Annotated in this window: 18 protein-coding genes; 8 read left to right on the top strand and 10 right to left on the bottom strand. The window is 71.9% G+C overall.

Going from position 1 to position 17049, the window contains the following annotated elements:
- Positions 1-561: 561 nt before the first annotated feature.
- Positions 562-690, bottom strand: coding sequence for a hypothetical protein (locus tag DS079_RS17590; RefSeq protein ID WP_271190673.1), 129 nt, complete (start codon positions 688-690; stop codon positions 562-564).
- 124 nt (positions 691-814) lie between these two features.
- Here DS079_RS17590 and DS079_RS04080 point away from each other — a divergent pair, with 124 nt between their 5' ends.
- A complete protein-coding gene (locus DS079_RS04080) occupies positions 815-2194 on the top strand; it encodes a plasmid pRiA4b ORF-3 family protein (RefSeq protein ID WP_164736085.1) in 1380 nt (459 codons plus the stop codon).
- Between the two features lie 100 nt (positions 2195-2294).
- On the opposite strand, the gene DS079_RS17020 is transcribed toward DS079_RS04080, so the two are convergent.
- From DS079_RS17020 to DS079_RS04065, 4 genes are all read right to left on the bottom strand, one after another.
- Entirely contained in the window at positions 2295-2459 is a 165-nt protein-coding gene (locus DS079_RS17020) for a hypothetical protein (RefSeq protein WP_164736084.1), read from the bottom strand.
- 147 nt (positions 2460-2606) lie between these two features.
- Positions 2607-3197 (bottom strand): rhodanese-like domain-containing protein, encoded by a 591-nt coding sequence (locus tag DS079_RS04075; RefSeq protein WP_010549882.1) that lies wholly within the window; start codon positions 3195-3197, stop codon positions 2607-2609.
- Complete coding sequence (locus tag DS079_RS04070; RefSeq protein ID WP_126985031.1) at positions 3194-4636, bottom strand: MBL fold metallo-hydrolase; 1443 nt, start codon at positions 4634-4636, stop codon at positions 3194-3196. The genes DS079_RS04075 and DS079_RS04070 overlap by 4 nt, the downstream gene beginning before the upstream one ends.
- A 54-nt stretch (positions 4637-4690) precedes the next feature.
- On the bottom strand, positions 4691-5578 hold the full coding sequence (locus DS079_RS04065; protein WP_126985029.1) for a sulfite exporter TauE/SafE family protein: 888 nt from the start codon (positions 5576-5578) through the stop codon (positions 4691-4693).
- Positions 5579-5717: 139 nt separating this feature from the next.
- Here DS079_RS04065 and DS079_RS04060 point away from each other — a divergent pair, with 139 nt between their 5' ends.
- Positions 5718-5975, top strand: coding sequence for a metal-sensitive transcriptional regulator (locus DS079_RS04060; protein WP_010549885.1), 258 nt, complete (start codon positions 5718-5720; stop codon positions 5973-5975).
- Between the two features lie 153 nt (positions 5976-6128).
- On the opposite strand, the gene DS079_RS04055 is transcribed toward DS079_RS04060, so the two are convergent.
- Both DS079_RS04055 and DS079_RS04050 read right to left on the bottom strand, forming a co-directional pair.
- The gene (locus DS079_RS04055; protein WP_126985027.1) at positions 6129-6653 is read right to left on the bottom strand and encodes an SDR family NAD(P)-dependent oxidoreductase; all 525 of its coding nucleotides are present in this window, start codon (positions 6651-6653) and stop codon (positions 6129-6131) included.
- Between the two features lie 38 nt (positions 6654-6691).
- Positions 6692-6934, bottom strand: coding sequence for a hypothetical protein (locus DS079_RS04050; protein ID WP_126985025.1), 243 nt, complete (start codon positions 6932-6934; stop codon positions 6692-6694).
- A 220-nt stretch (positions 6935-7154) separates the two neighbouring features.
- Here DS079_RS04050 and DS079_RS04045 point away from each other — a divergent pair, with 220 nt between their 5' ends.
- On the top strand, positions 7155-8477 hold the full coding sequence (locus tag DS079_RS04045; RefSeq protein WP_241237530.1) for a CynX/NimT family MFS transporter: 1323 nt from the start codon (positions 7155-7157) through the stop codon (positions 8475-8477).
- Here DS079_RS04045 and DS079_RS04040 read toward each other — a convergent pair.
- Positions 8461-9489 carry an NAD(P)H-binding protein gene (locus DS079_RS04040; RefSeq protein ID WP_126985023.1) on the bottom strand — a complete coding sequence of 343 codons (1029 nt, stop codon included), beginning with the start codon at positions 9487-9489 and terminating at the stop codon, positions 8461-8463. The two genes, DS079_RS04045 and DS079_RS04040, sit on opposite strands and share 17 nt — an antisense overlap.
- 120 nt (positions 9490-9609) lie before the next feature.
- Between DS079_RS04040 and DS079_RS04035 the strand changes: the two genes are divergently transcribed.
- The gene (locus DS079_RS04035) at positions 9610-10272 is read left to right on the top strand and encodes a CPBP family glutamic-type intramembrane protease (protein WP_126985021.1); all 663 of its coding nucleotides are present in this window, start codon (positions 9610-9612) and stop codon (positions 10270-10272) included.
- Here the strand turns inward: DS079_RS04035 and DS079_RS04030 are convergent.
- Entirely contained in the window at positions 10177-10569 is a 393-nt protein-coding gene (locus DS079_RS04030; protein ID WP_309298667.1) for a biopolymer transporter Tol, read from the bottom strand. The genes DS079_RS04035 and DS079_RS04030 overlap by 96 nt on opposite strands.
- Entirely contained in the window at positions 10566-14012 is a 3447-nt protein-coding gene (locus DS079_RS04025) for an exonuclease domain-containing protein (protein WP_241237529.1), read from the bottom strand. Before DS079_RS04025 ends, DS079_RS04030 begins: the two co-directional genes overlap by 4 nt.
- 172 nt (positions 14013-14184) lie before the next feature.
- Here DS079_RS04025 and DS079_RS04020 point away from each other — a divergent pair, with 172 nt between their 5' ends.
- The 4 genes from DS079_RS04020 (at position 14185) to DS079_RS04005 (ending at position 17001) form a co-directional block, all read left to right on the top strand.
- The gene (locus DS079_RS04020) at positions 14185-14562 is read left to right on the top strand and encodes a PH domain-containing protein (RefSeq protein ID WP_062948362.1); all 378 of its coding nucleotides are present in this window, start codon (positions 14185-14187) and stop codon (positions 14560-14562) included.
- Between the two features lie 259 nt (positions 14563-14821).
- Entirely contained in the window at positions 14822-15898 is a 1077-nt protein-coding gene (locus DS079_RS04015; protein ID WP_126985019.1) for a helix-turn-helix domain-containing protein, read from the top strand.
- Between the two features lie 6 nt (positions 15899-15904).
- Positions 15905-16447, top strand: coding sequence for a hypothetical protein (locus DS079_RS04010; RefSeq protein WP_126985017.1), 543 nt, complete (start codon positions 15905-15907; stop codon positions 16445-16447).
- A gap of 101 nt (positions 16448-16548) precedes the next feature.
- Positions 16549-17001: a hypothetical protein gene (locus tag DS079_RS04005; RefSeq protein WP_126985015.1), complete on the top strand. Its 453-nt coding sequence runs from the start codon at positions 16549-16551 to the stop codon at positions 16999-17001.
- The last annotated feature ends 48 nt before the right edge of the window (positions 17002-17049 follow it).

The following is a 17049-nucleotide window of genomic DNA, read 5'->3' as shown; positions in this document are numbered from 1 at the left end:
GCGGTCATCGTGATGACTCCGTTCGAGAGTGCTGTGAGAGGTTCACTCGAAGGATCACACGGTGGCCGCGTCCTTGTCCGGGACGATCACAGGGCCACCGCGCTACACCACTATCGGGGACTCAACTGAATCGCACTGCGCCGGAGTGGCCGGGCCGGAAGAACTCTGCGGCCCCTCGACTGTCCCTCATACGAATGCCTGCGGCGGCAATCGGGCCATTGCCCGGCTCCTCGAGGTAGTCGGCGAAGAGCCCGGCGAGTGTCTGCGCGGCCCCTGTGCGACCGACCTCTATGTCGAGGTGCGCGGGTTCCGGGCGCAATCGCTGAACGTCCAGCCATCCCGGGACGGTTGCTGGAAGGCGGGACCGAGCGTGGTAGGGGACGTGGAGAGTGCGGATCCCTGAGAAGATCGCTCCTTCGAGGATCGCCTGCGCCGTGGTGGCCGCCGGCACGACCGGTGATCCCGGGGGAGTGGCACGAGTTTCCCGCAAAGCGCTCTGGTATGGCTCGCGAAGGACCTTCTGGCGCAGACGTGCACGGCGGCTGAGCTGGGTGGCAGGCATCATGACTCCAGCGCGCGCCGAGCCGGGCGCAGAGAGTGATGGTCCTGGAAGAGCGGTCTCGATCCCGTGGCGAAGCCCTGCTTCTTCGGCTCGACGACCTGCTCGGCGATCACGAGCGAGGGACCCACGGGACCCTCTTCGTCGGAAGAGTAGGGACCTCGCGACCGAAACACAATCGGACTCGCCGCTGTCGAGGATGCTGGACTGCACGACGGCATGGTCGACGCCCCGCCCCCGCTCTACGATCACTTCATGTCCTCCACCGACGACGCCCAGGACGACGTCCTCGCCCGCTTCCACGAGATCACGTCCGGGCTCGACGCCGAGGTGTTCGGTGACGTGTCCGTCGACCGACGCCGGCGGCAGCCTGCGACCGTCCAGGTACTCACCGTCCGCGTCGACCTCCACCATTCGACCCCGCCGATCTGGCGCCGTCTCGAGCTGCGCAGCGACCTCTCCCTCGAGGACGTGCACACCGTGCTCCAGACCGCCTTCGGCTGGGCGGGCTACCACCTGTGGCGCTTCGCCGCCGGCGGCGCCCCGTTCGATGGGGACGCGCAGCAGTTCCTGTGCGAGTTCGACGTAGAGGAGGGAGAGGATCCGGACGGCATTCCCGCCGGCGAGGTGCGGCTCGGCGAACTGCTGCAGAGCGAGGGCGACACCCTGGAGTACCTCTACGACTACGGCGACGGCTGGGATCTCGGGATCGTCGTCGAGTCCGTGCGAGAGGCGGGGGAGGGCGACGCCCCGGCCCGGGCCACGGGCGGGAGCCGCGCAGCACCGCCCGAGGACTGCGGCGGCCTGCGGGACGAGGAGGACCTGAAGACCCTCCTGGAGGACCCGGCGTTCTTCGACGTCGCGGCCCTGGACCTGGAACTTTGGTCGGGCACGACGATGCTGACCGGCCCGGAGGCCGACGTCGTTCCCACGCTCCTCGTCGAGCCGTTGACGTTGATCGGCCGCGCCCGCGCAGGACAGGACCTGATGGACCGAGCTCTGCTGCTCGGCGCCCCGCTCGCCCCGCTCCCGGACAGCGCAGTCGAGTCGGCCTTGCGCGCCCTGACCTGGTTCCTCGAGCGAGCCGACGCCGAAGGCGGCATCCCGCTGACCGGCGCCGGCTACCTCCGTCCTGCCGACGTCGAGGCCGCGAGTGCGGTCCTGCCGCAGATGGCGGACTGGATCGGCATGAACGACCGCGAGGTCCACGCCGTTCCGCTGCAGATGTTCCGCACCTCCCTGCAGCGCGCCGGGATCCTGCGGAAGCACAAAGGCGCCCTCCTGTTCACGCGACGCGCCAGGGCGTACTACCGGACCAGCAATGTGCGAGAGCTCTTCCTGGACTCCCTCGTCCCGAGCAGGTACGAGACCGAGGAGCTCGCCCAGGTGGTGCTCCTGACCTACGTCGCGACGACGAAACCGGGACTGCCGCTGCCGATGGTCGAGATCGCGCGCGTCCTCACCGCGACCATCGGACCGAGCGAGTCCGGCCCCGTCACCACCGGGGCGATCCTCGACCTGCCTGCCTGGCATCTGCTCGCCAACACCGGCACCGTGACGTCGCGGCTCAGCGAGCGGGGCTTCTGCTTCTCCCCGGAGGCGACTTCCCTTGCCCGGGAGGCGCTGACCCGCTGAGCCGCGGTGTCGGGTCAGGGGGCCGGCGAAGCGGATCGTGTGGATGCAGGTCAACGGCCAGGACGCGGTCGCCCTGCAGGAGGGCGAAGCGGTGGCGGCCTCAGCGACCCAGCAGCCGGGCGAAGAAGCCCTTCTCCGGGGCCGCCTCGGCGTGGCCGGGGCAGCGGTCGGCGGGGCGGACGTTCTTCATGACCTGGTCGACGTGCTGGCCGCAGCCGGCCCAGGTGGTCTTGCCGCAGGTGTTGCAGGTGGTGGCTCGGCACATGGCGTGCTCCTTCGGTGAGAGGTGAGAGAGGAGGGGTATGAGCGGGGTGCGGGGCACGGTCCGGCACGCCCCGGGGAGGGGGGGGGAGGCCGCCCGGCACCGGAGCGGCGGGCTCCGGCGCCGGTCGGGTGACCTCGTCGGGTGGCCTCAGCGCGCCGCGACGCCGCCGGGCACCAGGGCGGTCTCGACGGTGGGGGAGTCGGCCGTGCGGTTCCACGGCATCCTGGCGAGTACCGCGGCCATGGCGCAGGTGTCGCTGAGCGCCGAGTAGGTGAGCCCTGCGCCGATCGCGCCCGCGACCAGGCCCAGGCGCCGGTGGACCAGCTGCCCGGCGAGGGTGCCGGCGAGCACCAGGGTGCCTGCCGTCATCCGCACCTGGCGGTCCATCGCCCAGCGGCCGCCGCTGCGGTTCACGCCGCCCACGGCGTCCTGGTAGGCGGCGATGCCGCCGTCGAGCACGTCGATGCCCTCCAGGCCGGACTGCTGCAGCGCCTCGCAGGCTTTCCCGGCGCGGGCGCCGGAGCGGCACACCAGCACCACGTGCTCGCCCATGCGGCCGGCGAGCGTGTCGGTGTGGGCGGTGAGCAGATCCAGCGGCACGTTGTGGGAGCCGGGGATGTGGACGGTCTCGAACTCGCCGGGGGTGCGCACGTCGATCACCATCAGCTCGGGGTCCGTGCTGAGGCGGTGGGCGAGCTCGGCAGGGGTCACGGTGCGCGTGGTGGGGGTGGCGGTCATCGGGCGTCCTCTCCGGCGGTCCCCAGGTCGTTCTGTGCGGCGGCCCAGCGGGACCAGCCGGCGTAGCTGCCCTCCAGCTCCACCACGTCGTAGCCGGCGCGGCGCAGAGCGGCCGCGGCCACGGAGTTGCGCAGCCCGGACTGGCAGAAGGTGATCAGGCGCCCGGCGTCCTTCGCGGGCAGGTCGCCGGGGTGGAAGAGCACCTTGCCGGCGGAGAGCTGGTCGGCGTCGTCCACCGTGCCGGCGGCGTGCTCGGTGCGCGTGCGCACGTCCAGCAGGTGCGCATGCGGCTCCTGCGCGCGCAGCGCGGCGAGGTCCGCCGGGGCCACGGTGGCGGGGGCGGACAGCTCCAGCCCGTCCAGGGAGGGGATGTAGCCGGTGAGCGCGTCCACGCCCACCCGCACGAAGTGGTCGCCGTAGGCGGCGGCGGTGGCCGCGTCGGGCGCGAGCACCACCAGCTGGGCGTCGTCGGCCTCGGGGTCGAAGGCCCAGCCGATGTGGGTGGCGGCCTTGCCGAGGGAGGGGATCGACAGCGCGCCGGGCACCGTGCCCGCATGCACCTCCGCCACGGGACGGGTGTCCACCAGGGCGAGCGAGCCGTCGGCGAGGCCGCCGGAGAGCTCCCCGGCAGCCACCTCGCGCGGGTCGGGGCGCTCGCCCAGCAGGGCGGGGCCGTCGGTGTTCTGCCGCTTCATGCGGGCGAAGTAGGCGTGGGCGTCGGGCTGGCCGTCCAGCAGCTCGTCGATGAAGCCCTGCTCGTCGTCGTTCTCCAGGAACGGACCCCACCAGGCGAACCTCCGCTCGTAGCCCACCGTGGTGGAGGGCAGCGCGCCCAGCGCCTTCCCGCAGGCGGAGCCGGCGCCGTGGCCGGGGAACACCTGCACGTGATCGGGGAGGGTGAGGAACGCGCTCTTCAGGGAGGCGAACAGCTGCTTCGCGCCGGCGAAGCGGGTGTCCTCCATGCCCACGGCTTCGTCCAGCAGGTCCGGGCGGCCCAGGTCGCCGGAGAACACGAAGTCGCCGGTGAGGAAGTAGCCGGGCTCGTCGGCGAAGGCGCCGTCGGTGACCAGGTAGCTGAGATGCTCGGGGGTGTGGCCCGGGGTGTGGCGGGCGGTGACGGTGATGTTGCCCAGCTGGATCGACTCGCCGTCGTGCAGGCGCTCGGCCTCGAAGCCGTACTGCCAGTCCTCGCCGCCCTCGCCGGAGACGTACGCCGTGGCGCCGGTGGCGGCGGAGAGCTCGCGGGTGCCGGAGAGGAAGTCGGCGTGGATGTGGGTCTCGGCCACGGCCGTGATCGTCATGCCGTGGTGGGCGGCGAGATCGAGGTAGACCTGGATGTCGCGCCGCGGATCGACCACCAGCGCTTCCTTCTGCGCCTGACAGCCGATGAAGTAGCCGGCCTGGGACAGGTCCTCGTCATAGATCCGTTCGAGAAGCATCGTTCCTCCAGTGGGTGTGCGGGATGGGCGCCGAATGGGATACCCCCGAGGGTATCAGGTACCCCGGGGGGTATGCGAGGCGGGTCGGGCGATGCGCAGCGGACGGGACGACACCAGCATCCAGCATCCGGCGGCGAGCAGGGCGAGAAGCGCCACGACTCCGACGACGACGGCGCCGGCGGCGCGCGGGAGCTCCTGCACGAGGACGAGGGCCCCCATGGCGAGCACGAACACCCCGAAGCCCGTGCGCAGCGCCCGTTCGGGGAGATGGCCTGCCGCTCGCGCGCCGAGCAGGGAGCCGAGTACGGCCGCCAGCGTCACCCCGCCCACCAGGGCCCAGTCCAGCGAGACGGAGGTGAGATAGCCGGCGAGACCTGCGAATGACTTCATCGCGATGACCACCAGCGACGTGCCCACGGCGACCGGCATCGGCAGTCCGGCCAGCAGCGCCAGCGCGGGCACCACCAGGAAGCCGCCGCCCGCGCCGACGAGTCCGGTGACCAGGCCCACCGCGAGCCCCTCGAGCACGATCCTGCCCGCGGACGGCTCCCGGGTCGGTCCCTCCTCCGCGGGCGCGCCCCGTCGGCCCCGGAGCATCGCGACCGACGTCGCGATCATCATCAGTGCGAACGCCATCATCAGCACCGCGCTCGGGATGTGTCCGCCGAGGAGCCCGCCCAGGAAGGCCCCGGCCATCCCGGCGGCCCCGAAGCTCACCCCGGTGCGCCACCGCACCCGGCCGGCGCGGGCGTGGCTGACGGCGCCGACGGCCGAGGTCACGCCGACCACGACGAGCGAGGCGGCGATCGCCTCCTTGGCCGGAAGTCCCGCCACGTAGGCGAGGATCGGCACCGTCAGGATCGAGCCCCCGCCGCCGAGCAGTCCCAGGGAGACTCCGATGAGCACGGCCAGCAGCAGGGTGAGCGCGAGGGTGGGTGTCACGAGCGGCCTTTCGAGAGAAGGGTCGGAGGCTCGCGGCGCGACCGCCTCCGCCGCCGAGCCTGCCATATACCCTGGGGGGTATGCAAGACACCCCTGGGGGTATAGTCTGGGGTGTGCGGACCGACCCGAGGAGAGCGCCATGGACCTGAACCCCGACGACATGACCCCTGTGGTCAACCGCCTCAAGCGCGCCCAGGGGCAGCTCGCGGCCGTCACCCGGATGATCGAGGAGGGCAAGGACTGCAAGGCCGTCGTCACGCAGCTCTCCGCCGTTTCCAAGGCGCTGGACCGCGCCGGCTTCGCGATCATCGCCAGCGGTATGGAGCAGTGCATGACCAGCCCGGAGAAGGACCTGGACCGCAAGGAGCTCGAGAAGCTGTTCCTCACGCTCGCATGAGAGGCGGGGTGCAGCCCGACGCCCCCCGACGCCCCATCAGCAGACACTCCGGGCTCGCCTCGCCGTTCTCCCGCGGCGACGGGTGCCGACATCGGCTCGGAGCGCCGCGTTTGGGAGCGGCGGCCGACGGGCACTCCCCGGGAACTGCCTCGCTCACCGCCCCCGCGCGGCGAGCCGTGCCATGAGCCCCGAGGGGGCGAGATGGGCGGCGGTCCAGATCGCGGTGTAGCGCCGACTCGGGACGGAGACGGCCTTCCCGTGTCCGGCATCGCGCAGTGACTCCTCGACCACCCGCGGCGCCTCCAGCCACAGCCAGTCCGGGATCCCCTCCTCGCCGCGGGGCAGGCCCAGCCGGGCGTGGAAGTCGGTGTGCGTGTAGCCCGGGCACACCGCGGTCACGGTCACGCCGCGGGGCCGGTAGGCGCCGCTGGCCCAGCGGGAGAACTGCACCTGCCAGTTCTTCACCGCCCCGTAGGTGGAGCGCGGCATCACCGCGGAGGCAGAGGCGATGTTCAGGATCGTGCCGGAGCGGCGCTCGAGCATGCCCGGCAGCGCCGCGTGCATCAGCCGCATCGGCACCTCGACGTGGAGGCGCAGATGCCGTGCCTCGTCCTCGATGTCGTTGCGCTCGAAGGCGAGCGGCAGGCCGAAGCCGGCACTGTTGACCAGCAGATTCACCGGCCGGGCCGGAGCCGGATGCCGGGATCAGCCCTTGCTCACTCCTCGTCGTCCTCCTCGTCGCGCTCCATGTTCCACCCGGCACCGCAGCCCTCGCACGTCCGGTCGCTGAAGACCAGGAGGCATCCCTGCCAGTGGACCCACGGCGGGTCCTCCTCGGTGAGCCGCGGGTCCGGACCGCCGAGCGGATGGTGGATCACCTGGTGTGAACCGCACACGGGGCAGGTGCCGCGCGGCTCCGCATACGGCTCCGGCGGCTCGTCGCCGAGGATCATGATCATGGGATGAGAGTAGGGCGGGGATCCGACAGATCATCGTGTCCCCCCGACCGGCGCACTTCCCGACGAACACCGAGAGCACGGCGTGCCACACCGCGGCCCGCACGATTCCGGACGAGGGTTGCGCATACGCCAACCAAGGGGCGTAGGTTGCAACGAGTGACCGACTCCCGGCACCCCGCAGCGCAGCGGCCCGCCGGGCCGGCACCCCTCTCATCCCCTCGTGATCGGCAAGGCCCCCATGACGACCGGCTCCACGGACACCGCCGCGGCGGAGGTGTTCCCCGTCCCCACCGGCGCGCCGCCCGCCCCCGCAGAGGTGCGCGAGCCCGCCGGGAGGCCCCCCGGCCGCGCGGCCCTGCTGCTGCTCGGCGTCGGACTGATCCTGATCGGGCTGAACCTGCGCGTCGGCGTCGCCGCGATCGGGCCGGTGATCGGCGAGATCCGTGCCTCGCTGGGCCTGTCGGCGACCGTCGTGAGCCTGCTGACCACGATCCCCGTGTTCGTGTTCGGGGCGTTCGCGTTCCTCACCCCGGGCCTGACCCGGCGGCTCGGCATGCACCGACTGCTCGGGATCGTGCTGCTGGTGCTCGCGGCGGGGAACCTGCTGCGGCACGAGCCGAGCATGACCGCCCTTTTCGCCGGCACCGTGCTCGTCGGCATCGCGATCGCGGTGGGGAACGTCGTGATGCCCGCGGCGATCAAGCAGGACTTCGCCCACCGCGCCGGGCTGCTGATGGGCCTGTACACGATGTCGCTGTTCGTCGGTGCGGCCTTCGCCTCCGGGCTGACCGCGCCGCTGCTGCCGGTCCTCGGCGGCAGCTGGCGCTCTGCGCTGGCGATCTGGGCGCTCCCGGCCGGGCTGGCCCTTCTCGTGTGGCTTCCACAGCTGCTCCGCTCGCCCGGACGCCTGCGCTCCGGCAGCGCGGTCGCCGACGCCCCGAGCACCCGGGGGAGCACGCCGCTGCGAGCGATCCTCACCGACCCCACCGCCATCGCCGTCACCGGGTTCATGGGGCTGCAGAGCGTCAGCTACTACACGACGGTGACCTGGGTGCCGACCATCCTGCAGGACGCCGGGATGGACGTGACCGCCGCCGGCGGGATGATCGCCTTTTCTGCGTTCCCGGCGGCGCTCGCCGCCCTGCTCGCACCGACGCTCGCGGCGAGGATGCGGCCGACGTGGCTGCCGCCCGTCGTGGCCGTGCTGCTCCTCGGCGCCGCCTATCTCGGGTTGATCATCGCGCCCGCGAGCGGAGCCGTGGCATGGATGACGCTGCTGGGCCTCGGGCTCGGCGCCTCGATCAGTCTCTCGCTGACCTACATCGTGTGGCGCTCGCCGACCACGCACCTCACCGGCCATCTCTCGACGATGTCGCAGGGCTTCGGCTACCTGATCGCCGGTCTCGGCCCGCTCGGCATCGGCGCGCTCCACGGCGCGACCGGCAGCTGGACCGTGCCGCTGATCGTGCTGTGCGTGGTGCTGGTCGGGCAGCTCCTCGCCGGGGTCGTCGCGAGCCGGCCGGTGTTCATCCGCCCTGCTTGAACTCCAGCACCCGTTCCTGACCCTCGCCGTTGGTCGCCCAGGAGGGATCGCCGGGCATGACCGCGAGCGGATCCCGATCCCGGGGGCTGCGGCTCACGTCCGGTGCGGCCAGGCTGCGGCGCAGGGCCTCGTCGATCGTCACCCGCGCTGCATGGCCGTCCGGCAGCAGCTCGGAGAGCCACCGCTCGTCCCGCGCGACCATGTCTTCGCGCAGGCTCTCCATCAGCGCGGTGACCGTCGGGGCGGGGATGTCGGAGAGCCACGATCCCACCGCCGTGACCAGGGCCTGGGGCATCACCGGGACCGAGAACCCGGGCCGTTCCTGGTCCGTGAGCTCGAGGACCTTCTGGACGAGCTGCGGATAGGCGATGACCTCGCCCCCGCCGATGTCGTACACGCCGTGGGCGCTCTCGGTGGTCACGGCGGCCCGGATCGCGGCGACGGCGTCGACCACGCCGATCGGCTCGACCAGATGGTCCATCCAGTCCGGGAACACGGTCACCGGGAGGCGGTGGGCCAGCTGGGTCATCAGCTCGAAGCTGGTCGAGGCCGCGCCGAGCACCACTGCGGCCCGCAGGCCCACGAAGCGGCATCGCGCCGCGGAGAGCTCCTCCTCGACCTCGAGGCGGGAGGCCAGGTGCTCGGAGAGCTCCTCGCGGGGGATGTCCGGGATGATGCCCGAGAGGTAGACCAGGGTCTTCACCTCGGACGCGTCGACGGCGGCGCGCACGCGCCGGGCGGCGGCGCGATCCACCTCCCGGAAGTCCTCTCCTCCCATGCCGTGGACCAGGTAGACCACCGCCTCCAGCGCCGGGTCCGCGGCGATCGCGGCACGCACGGAGTCGTCCTCGGTCGCATCCAGCTCGACCCTGTCGACGGTGTCGCTCCACCAGAAGGCGTCGAGCTTGTGGAGGTTCCGGGCCCCGGCGACCACCTGGTGCCCGTCCTCCAGCAGTGCGGGGATCAGCCGGCTCCCCACATACCCCCCGGCTCCGATGACGAGAACGCGCATGCTCTACCTCCGTGTCCGTGCTCCCGTGTCGCGAGCCGTGCGTCAGGTCTATACGAGCCCGCGGCCCCGAGCAAGACCCGGCTCGCCCCGGCGCGGGGAGCGGCCTCGTACGCTAGGCGGATGAGCCCCGATCCTCCCGCCCCCCGTCCCGGCGCGTGGTGGGTGGCCGGCCTCGCCGTCGTGGTGGCTGCGCCGCTCCTGGCCGCGTCGCTGCGCGCCGAGGGCGGGGGGTCGGGGAGCGTCGCCGGCTGGGCACTGGGAATCGCCCTGACCTGGACCGTCGGCGGGCTGCTGATCATGCGCCTGGCACCTTCGGATCTCGCCGGCCGGGCCCCGGGGCGCGCACCGGTGGTCGCGGTGGCCGTCGCGGGCGTCGGCCTGGCCGCGGCCTCGCTGGCGGGCGGTCTGGTCCTGGCCGGTGTCCCGGCCACTGCCCCGTGGGTGGCAGGTCCCGTCGCCGCAGCGGCCGACGGGCGCTGGGGTGTGCTCGCGGTCGCGCTGGTGGCGGGCGCCGCTGAAGAGGTGTTCTTCCGCGGTGCGCTGCCTCGGCTGCTCACCGGCTCGGCCCGCTGGGTGGTCCCGACCGCGGTGTACGCGCTCGTCACGCTGTGCACCGGCAGCCCTGCTCTCGCGGTGATGGCCCTCCTGCTGGGACCGGTGGCGATGTGGGCTCGCGAGACCTCCGGCTCACTCGCCGGGGCGCTCTTCGTCCACACCCTCTGGACGCTCACCATGGTGGGGCTGTTCCCCGCCGTCGTCGTCCGTGTCGGCATCGCGGGCTGAGGCGTCCAGCCGCTCGAGTCGAGCGAGTCGGTCCGCGGCCTGGCGGCGGCGCTCGTCCTCGGGGCGCTCCCACCATGCGGGGCCGCGCTCTCCGAGGCCTTCCTTGGCAAGCTGGACGCGGTCGCGAGCTGAGCGGACGCTCGCCGGGTCGTCGTCGCGGCCGGCGCGCCCGATCTGGGAGCGGGCTCTGCCCAGATGGCTCTTCAGCGCCCGGACCACGTCGGCGTCCAGCGCCGGGTCCGTGCGTCGCCATCTCCTTCCCCGGATGACCAGGTAGCGGTCGTCGCTGCGGTTCATCCCACCCACTCCAGGAACTCCTCCGCCGTGATCACCGGCTTCTCCCACCTCGCCGCGTTCTTCGCCTTGCTCGACTGCGAGCCGGCCTCGGCGACGACCAGCACGTCCGTCCGGGTCTTGGTGAGGGTCGGGACGGCCCGGAGCCCGCGCGCCTCGGCCATGGCGTGCAGCTGCTCCTTCTCCAGCCAGCCGTGCCGGGGCGAGTGGACGGTGCCGGAGAAGCACACCCGCGCCCCCGGCACGAGCACGTCGGCCGCGATGGTCGGGCCTGTCGCCTCGAAGCCCTCGGGCAGCACCCGCACGCCGAAGTGCTCCTCGACCCCGCGCAGGCGCTCGAGGACCTCCTGATCGGGGGAGAGGATCCGCTGCCAGGTCCCCTCGAGCAGGTGGGCGAGCACCTCGGCGGCGTCGTCCTGCGCGCCGAGGTTCCCGCCGACGACGAAGCCCGTCGGGGCGCTGGTCCCCGTCGGCCCCGTCGTGCGGGCGAGTAGATAGCCGTGCCCCGCCACGACCTGCCGGAACGCCATCCCGCTGCCGGGCAGCTCCGCTCCCGCGGCCCGCACGCGCCGCACCGCGTCGCGCACCGCCCGGGCCCGCTCGAGCGCTGTCGGCGCGTTCAACCGGGCGCGCTCGCCGGCGCCGAGCAGCCTGCCCGGCACGTCCAGCCCGAGCGGCACCGGCTCGACGATCCCGTTGCGCTTGAGTTCGAAGTCGATGTGGGCGAGCTGACGGTCGATGTGCACGCCGACGGGCACCCGCCCGGCCAGCAGCGCCGACAGCGCCGGCCACGCCTCCGCAAGCCGCGGCGCGAGCTGCACGTCCCGCGTGGTGATCCCGAACTCGTCCCGTGCGGAGAACAGGTCGGAGGTGGGGTTCACGACGGTGGAGATCTCGTCGCCGTCGTCGGTGACCACCGCGATCTCCACCGGCCGCGGCCGCCAGCGGTCCCCGGTCGTGCCCACGGTCAGCACCGACAGGTACGCCTCGCCGAGCGTCTCGGTCCCGGACGTGCCGCTGGCGAGATAGCGCCGCACGCGCTGATCGGTCTTCAGGTCCCGTGGCAGCACCTCGCGCCTCAGCACCAGCCCCTCGAGGCTCGTGCACCGCGACAGCGCCACGTACAGCTGGCCGTTCGCGAAGGTGCCGCCGGTGAGGTCCACGACCACCCGGTCCAGGGTCTGACCCTGGGACTTGTGGATCGTGATCGCCCAGGCCAGCTTCATCGGCAGCTGCGTGAACGTGCCGATCACCTGATGCACCAGTGCACCGCCCTCGACGCTCGGGCGCGTGATCTCCCAGGTGTACTCGCGCACCTGCTCGGTGCGGCCGTCGCGCAGCAGCACGGTGACCACCGGCCCGTTGGAGTCGGCGCCGATCGCGGTGATCCGGCCGAGCGTGCCGTTGACCCAGCGATCCAGAGGGTCGTTGTTCAGCAGCATCACCTGCCCGCCCACCGCGATCCGCAGCGTCTCCTCGGTGGGCTTCTCGAATCCGTCGGTGTCCCCGCTGGTCTGCGCGGTGAAGGTCTGCACCGGGCCGGGCAGACGCTCGAGCATCTGCCGGTTCCGCGCGCCGACGATCCGGTTGGTGGTGGCGAGCGTCAGCCAGAACTCGTCCAGCCCGGGCTCGAAGTCCGGGTCGGTCCGACGGTTCAGCTCGCCCCGCGGCTCCTCCAGCAGCGTCCCTTCCCGCACCGCGTTCAGCAGGTCCACGAGCTGGTCATCGCCCTGCTGGCGGAACACGGTCGACAGCTCCACCACCGGGAACGTGTCCTCGTCGAAGGAGTGGGCGGAGAAGAAGAACGGGGTGCCGTAGCGCTCCTCGATCCAGCCCGCTTCGTGATCGGTCACCACCGGCGGCAGCTGGTACAGGTCGCCGACGAGCACCAGCTGCACCCCGCCGAAGGGGGTGCCGGGCCGCGGGCCGTACTGCTCGAGCGCGGCGGTGAGCGCATCGAAGAGGTCCGCCCTCACCATCGACGCCTCGTCGATGATCAGCGTGTCCAGCTCCTTCAGCGCCCTCGCGAAGCGGCCCGGGTAATAGGAGCCGCCGCGCACCTGCTCCTCGGTGACCCCGAGCGGGAAGGAGAACAGGCGGTGGATCGTGTACCCGTCCACGTTCAGCGCCGCGATGCCGGTGGGTGCGACGGTGATCGTGGAGCGGTCGGTCTGCTCGAGATAGTGCCTGATCAGCGTCGACTTGCCGGTGCCGGCCTTGCCGGTGAGGAACAGGTGGTGGCCGGCGTGCAGGTGCTCGAGCGCGGCGGCGAACTCGTCGGTGATCACCAGCGGGGCCGACGACGTCTCGGCGGATGCGGAGGCTGCCGACGGGGTAGCGGGCGCGGGCTGCGCCGGCGGCTCAGTGATCATGGGAGGGGCCGGCATCGCGGAGGGCGCGGGCCGGGCCGACGAAGCACAGGGCGCCGCCGATGCCTCGGCCTCCAGCCCCATCGCCGCTCGGTACTGCGCCACGAGCTCGGCCTTCAACCGCCCACGGTCGCCGACGGGGATGCCCTGCTCGCGCGCCCACGCCCGGATCGCGGTGGGGGAGAGGTCCACGTCTGGGGCCGGCGCGTCGACCGGGTTCGAACCGGTGGCCTGTGCCGCGCCGGCAGGCTTCCCGGGGGCCGACGTAGCCGAGGCCGCGGGCACCGCTCGGCGCGGCATCGCCGCGGACGACGCCGTCGGCCTGAGGGCGCTGCTGGGCAAGGGCGGGGCGGGTGCGGAGGCCTGTGCCGCGGAGGCCGGGCGCGGAGACGACGGCACTGCCGCGGCCGTCGGCCCCGGGGACACCGGAGCCGCGGACGTTCGAGCCGCCGCCCCACCCCGCAGCGCCCGCGACGCGGTCAGCGGGGCCTCGTACCCCGTCTGCCGGTCCATCGCGAGATACCGCTCGAGCAGCCCGGCCGCCGCATAGGCATCCCCGAGCGCGGAGTGCGCCTGCTGGTGGGTCACCCCGAGCGCCGCGCAGCACTCGGCGAGCGTGCGCCGACGCAGGTGGGGAAGATAGACGGTGCTTCCCTGCAGGGTGCAGTAGGTGGACACCCGCGGCATCGGCAGCGAGGCCCGGGCGAACTCCGCCTGGAGGAACGCGAGATCGAACTCGGCGTTGTGCGCGACGAGGACCAGGCCCTGCAGCGCGGTGCCGATCTGCACGGCGAGGTCCGCGAAGCGCGGGGCCCCGGCGACGTCCGCCTCGGTGATGCCGTGGATGTGCGTGGCGCGCACCGGCCCGCCCGGGTGGAAGCGCGTCACCCACTGGTCGATGGGCCGGCCCTGCTCGTCGGCCCGCAGGATCGCGAGCTCCAGCACTCGCTCACGCTCCGGATCCAGTCCCGTCGTCTCCACGTCGATCACCGCGAAACGAGGAGCCCCCGACGGAGCGGGAGGCGGCGTCGCGGACGACGCCGAGGCGCGGCCGCGGAAGCGATCGAGCAGTCCCACGAGGATCCTCTCCGGGCAGGGGTGGTGATCGCTCGATCATCTCAGGGAGCGGGGACAGAGGAGGCGCTGTCCGCGAGGGGACCATCGATGATTCGTCCGTCCCCACCTGGCGCTATCTTCGATCTCGTCACTGCGGCGCACCGGCGCCGCCGGGGGAGATGAGGAGAAGAAGTTGGACGCATCGGTATCGGCGATCACGTCGTGGACCTTCGTCGAGGAGTGCCCGATCCCGCAGGACGTCACCGCCCTGCTGGTGCCCGAGGAGCGGGCGATCGCGGCGTACAAGACGTTCCGCGACTCGGCCGTGTTCACCACGAAGCGGCTGATCGTGCGCGACGCCCAGGGGATCCGAGGCAAGAAGGTCGAGATCTACTCGCTGCCCTACTCCGCGATCAACATGTGGTCCTCGGAGAACGCCGGCACCCTCGACCTCAACGCCGAGATCGAGCTGTGGACCCGCGCGGGCCGGATCAAGATCGCCGTCGGCAAGCACATCGACGTGCGCCGACTCGACCTGCTGATCGCGAACGCGGTGCTGCGCTCGTCCTGAGCGCGGCGGGACGGTCGGTGGGTCGAGGCCCGGCTCGCCGCCCGTCGAAGGGAACGCCGTCGCTGGCGCGAGAGCTGCTGGGAGTGGTCGAGGTCGAGCGCACCAGGGGTTCCGGGGAGACGTCGTACACCGTCATCGAGTACTCGGCGCAGGTGCAGGAGCTTTTCTGGCGCTGTACCGGGACGGGAACCTCTGCCCCCCGCGTGGCCTCGTCCACATAGCGATTGGGATAATCCCAATCGGGGCGTACGGTAGAGGCATGACGACGATCGGCGGCCGTGTCGGTGCGGCGATGCACGGCGCAGGGATGCAGCAGAAGGAGCTCGCCCAGCGCGTCGGGATGACTCCCGACGCGCTCTCCCGTGCGCTCCGCGACCAGCGAGGCTTCGCTGCTGTCGAGCTCGCCGCCATCGCAGAGGTGCTGGATGCGGACGTGCACGAGCTGATCACCGGGGCGCCGGATCCTCATCGCCTTGTGCTCGCCGCGCGCCATTCCTTCGACCACGACACGGGGGCGCGCAGCGTCGCCGGCCTCGACGAGGACCACTCCCTGCTCGCCGACGTGCGGCTCGCCTACGCGCAAATCTCGCCGGTGCGAGCGCCTCTCGAGCTCCCGTCGGACGTCGAGGGGATCCGGCGCCTTCTCCATCCCGATTTCGTGCGGCCGTTCGTCGATCGTCTGGCGGAGATCGAGGTCGACGTGGTCCGGATCGATGGCCCCAGTACCGCCTATTCGTTCCTCGTCGAGGAGCGGCCGGTCATTCTGCTGCCTGAGAGCGGCAACTGGTTCCACGAGAACTGGTCGCTCGCCCATGAGCTGGGACATCTCGCGCTCAGGCACGAGGGCGTCGTCCCGGGCACCGCGCTCGCCGATGTGAAGGAGCGTGAGGCGAACGCCTTCGCCGCCGAGCTGCTGCTGCCTGCCGTCACACTGCAGCAGATCGACTGGGCAGAGATCCGTCCTGCAGAGGTCGCCGAGCTCGTCTGGACCTGGGGCATCTCCACCGGTGCTCTGTCACGGAGGCTGAAGAAGCTGGAGCTCACCCCGTCGGCCGAGGTTGCCGAGGTCCTGACGTGGAGCACGCAGAAGCTGCTGCGCCGACATTGGACCGGGGCGAAGGTCGGCGATCCCATCACCCGGCGCATGCGGGACGCGGGGGAGCGACGCTTCCCGACCTGGCTCCAGGAGGCGCACCTCGAGCAGATCGCGGAGGGTGCTGTCGGCAAGGGGACGCTCGCGTGGATGCTCGGCGTCCCCGTGACGTCCCTCGAGGTGGACGAACCGGCGGCCGCCGAGGAGCTCTCCGACGACGCGCTCGCCGAGCTGATCGGCTGATCACCGGTGACCGACGCGCCCCTGCTGTTCTTCCACGACACGTCGGTCCTCGTGAACTTCCATCGCCCAGGGCTGATCCCTGTGCTCGGACCGCTCCTGCGCGAGAACGTCCGCTGGACGGGGTCGATCCGCACCGAGTGTGCGAGGAAGGAGCAACAGCTGCTGCCCGGACTGGTCGACGCTGCGGATCGCCTCCTGGGAGAGCCGCTCCTGCCTGAACCCTCCGAGCACCTCTCGATCCGACAGCTCCGCCGCCAGATGGCATCGCCGGGAGACCACCCCCAACAGCATCTGGGCGAGGCCGAGTCGATCACGCTCATCCAGAAACGGAGGCTCCGCGCGGTATTCGTGACGGACGACCGCGCGGCCATGTACTGGGCGAAGCCGATCGAGTGCGTCGGAACATGGCGTCTGCTCCGTCTGGCTCGCAGGAGGGGCCTCGTCACGATGGAAGAGGCGAAGGCGCTCTGGCAGGAGTTCGTCGGCGCGGGCGGGACGCCACCGTCGACGATCCGTACGCTGAGTCAGTTCGTCGCCACGTACGAGTGACCACGAGCGATGCGCGGCGTTTGTACAGCCCGTCGCCGGCCTCCCGGATCCCGTCGGTCCCACGCCGTATCGTGACGCTGTACTCGACGAGGGGGGCAGCGATGGCGGCGAAGAAGAGCGCACAGGTGGAGACCAAGGGCGGCGGGCTGAAGAAGGCGATCTCCTTCCTCGGCATGGCCACGCCGTTCGTGATCCGGCTGGTTCAGATGCTGAGGGACAACCCCGAGGTCTGGGACTACGTGAAGGAGCAGCTCGAGAAGCTGAGGCGCCACGACAAGGCCACGCCCGAGGCGATGCTCGCGACGCTCGATGCCCTCCGCGAGCAGGTCACGCTGCTGACCGAGTCGGCCGATGACGAGCAGGAGGCCGCGAAGGCGGCCGCTTGGTCCGCGAAGCTCGACTCCGCCTCGCGCGCTGCGCAGCTCCTGGCCGCTCCGGGATCGACCGCCAAGCAGCGCAAGACCCTGAAGAAGCAGATCGACTCGCTGCGCCAGGACATCTTCGCCGCCTACGTCACCGAACTCGGCGAGGACGCCTCCGCCGGCAGGAAGTGACGGCCGGCGGATTGTCGCGGTGTCGTCCGCTCACTCGTCCACCCCTAG

The sequence above is a fragment of the Brachybacterium paraconglomeratum genome, assembly GCF_003994255.1.
GTDB lineage: Bacteria > Actinomycetota > Actinomycetes > Actinomycetales > Dermabacteraceae > Brachybacterium > Brachybacterium conglomeratum.
The sequence above is the reverse complement of the archived record's forward strand: the minus strand, read 5'-3'. Positions and strand labels throughout refer to the sequence as shown.

Excerpts from the sequence above, each read along its gene's own strand:
- DS079_RS04070 (WP_126985031.1), bottom strand. The coding sequence starts at position 4,636 with ATGCTTCTCGAACGGATCTATGACGAGGACCTGTCCCAGGCCGGCTAC.
- DS079_RS04035 (WP_126985021.1), top strand. The coding sequence starts at position 9,610 with ATGAGCCCCGATCCTCCCGCCCCCCGTCCCGGCGCGTGGTGGGTGGCC.
- DS079_RS04015 (WP_126985019.1), top strand. The coding sequence starts at position 14,822 with ATGACGACGATCGGCGGCCGTGTCGGTGCGGCGATGCACGGCGCAGGG.
- DS079_RS04050 (WP_126985025.1), bottom strand. The coding sequence starts at position 6,934 with ATGATCATGATCCTCGGCGACGAGCCGCCGGAGCCGTATGCGGAGCCG.
- DS079_RS17020 (WP_164736084.1), bottom strand. The coding sequence starts at position 2,459 with ATGTGCCGAGCCACCACCTGCAACACCTGCGGCAAGACCACCTGGGCC.
- DS079_RS04005 (WP_126985015.1), top strand. The coding sequence starts at position 16,549 with ATGGCGGCGAAGAAGAGCGCACAGGTGGAGACCAAGGGCGGCGGGCTG.
- DS079_RS04030 (WP_309298667.1), bottom strand. The coding sequence starts at position 10,569 with ATGAACCGCAGCGACGACCGCTACCTGGTCATCCGGGGAAGGAGATGG.
- DS079_RS04080 (WP_164736085.1), top strand. The coding sequence starts at position 815 with ATGTCCTCCACCGACGACGCCCAGGACGACGTCCTCGCCCGCTTCCAC.
- DS079_RS04075 (WP_010549882.1), bottom strand. The coding sequence starts at position 3,197 with ATGACCGCCACCCCCACCACGCGCACCGTGACCCCTGCCGAGCTCGCC.
- DS079_RS04040 (WP_126985023.1), bottom strand. The coding sequence starts at position 9,489 with ATGCGCGTTCTCGTCATCGGAGCCGGGGGGTATGTGGGGAGCCGGCTG.
- DS079_RS04060 (WP_010549885.1), top strand. The coding sequence starts at position 5,718 with ATGGACCTGAACCCCGACGACATGACCCCTGTGGTCAACCGCCTCAAG.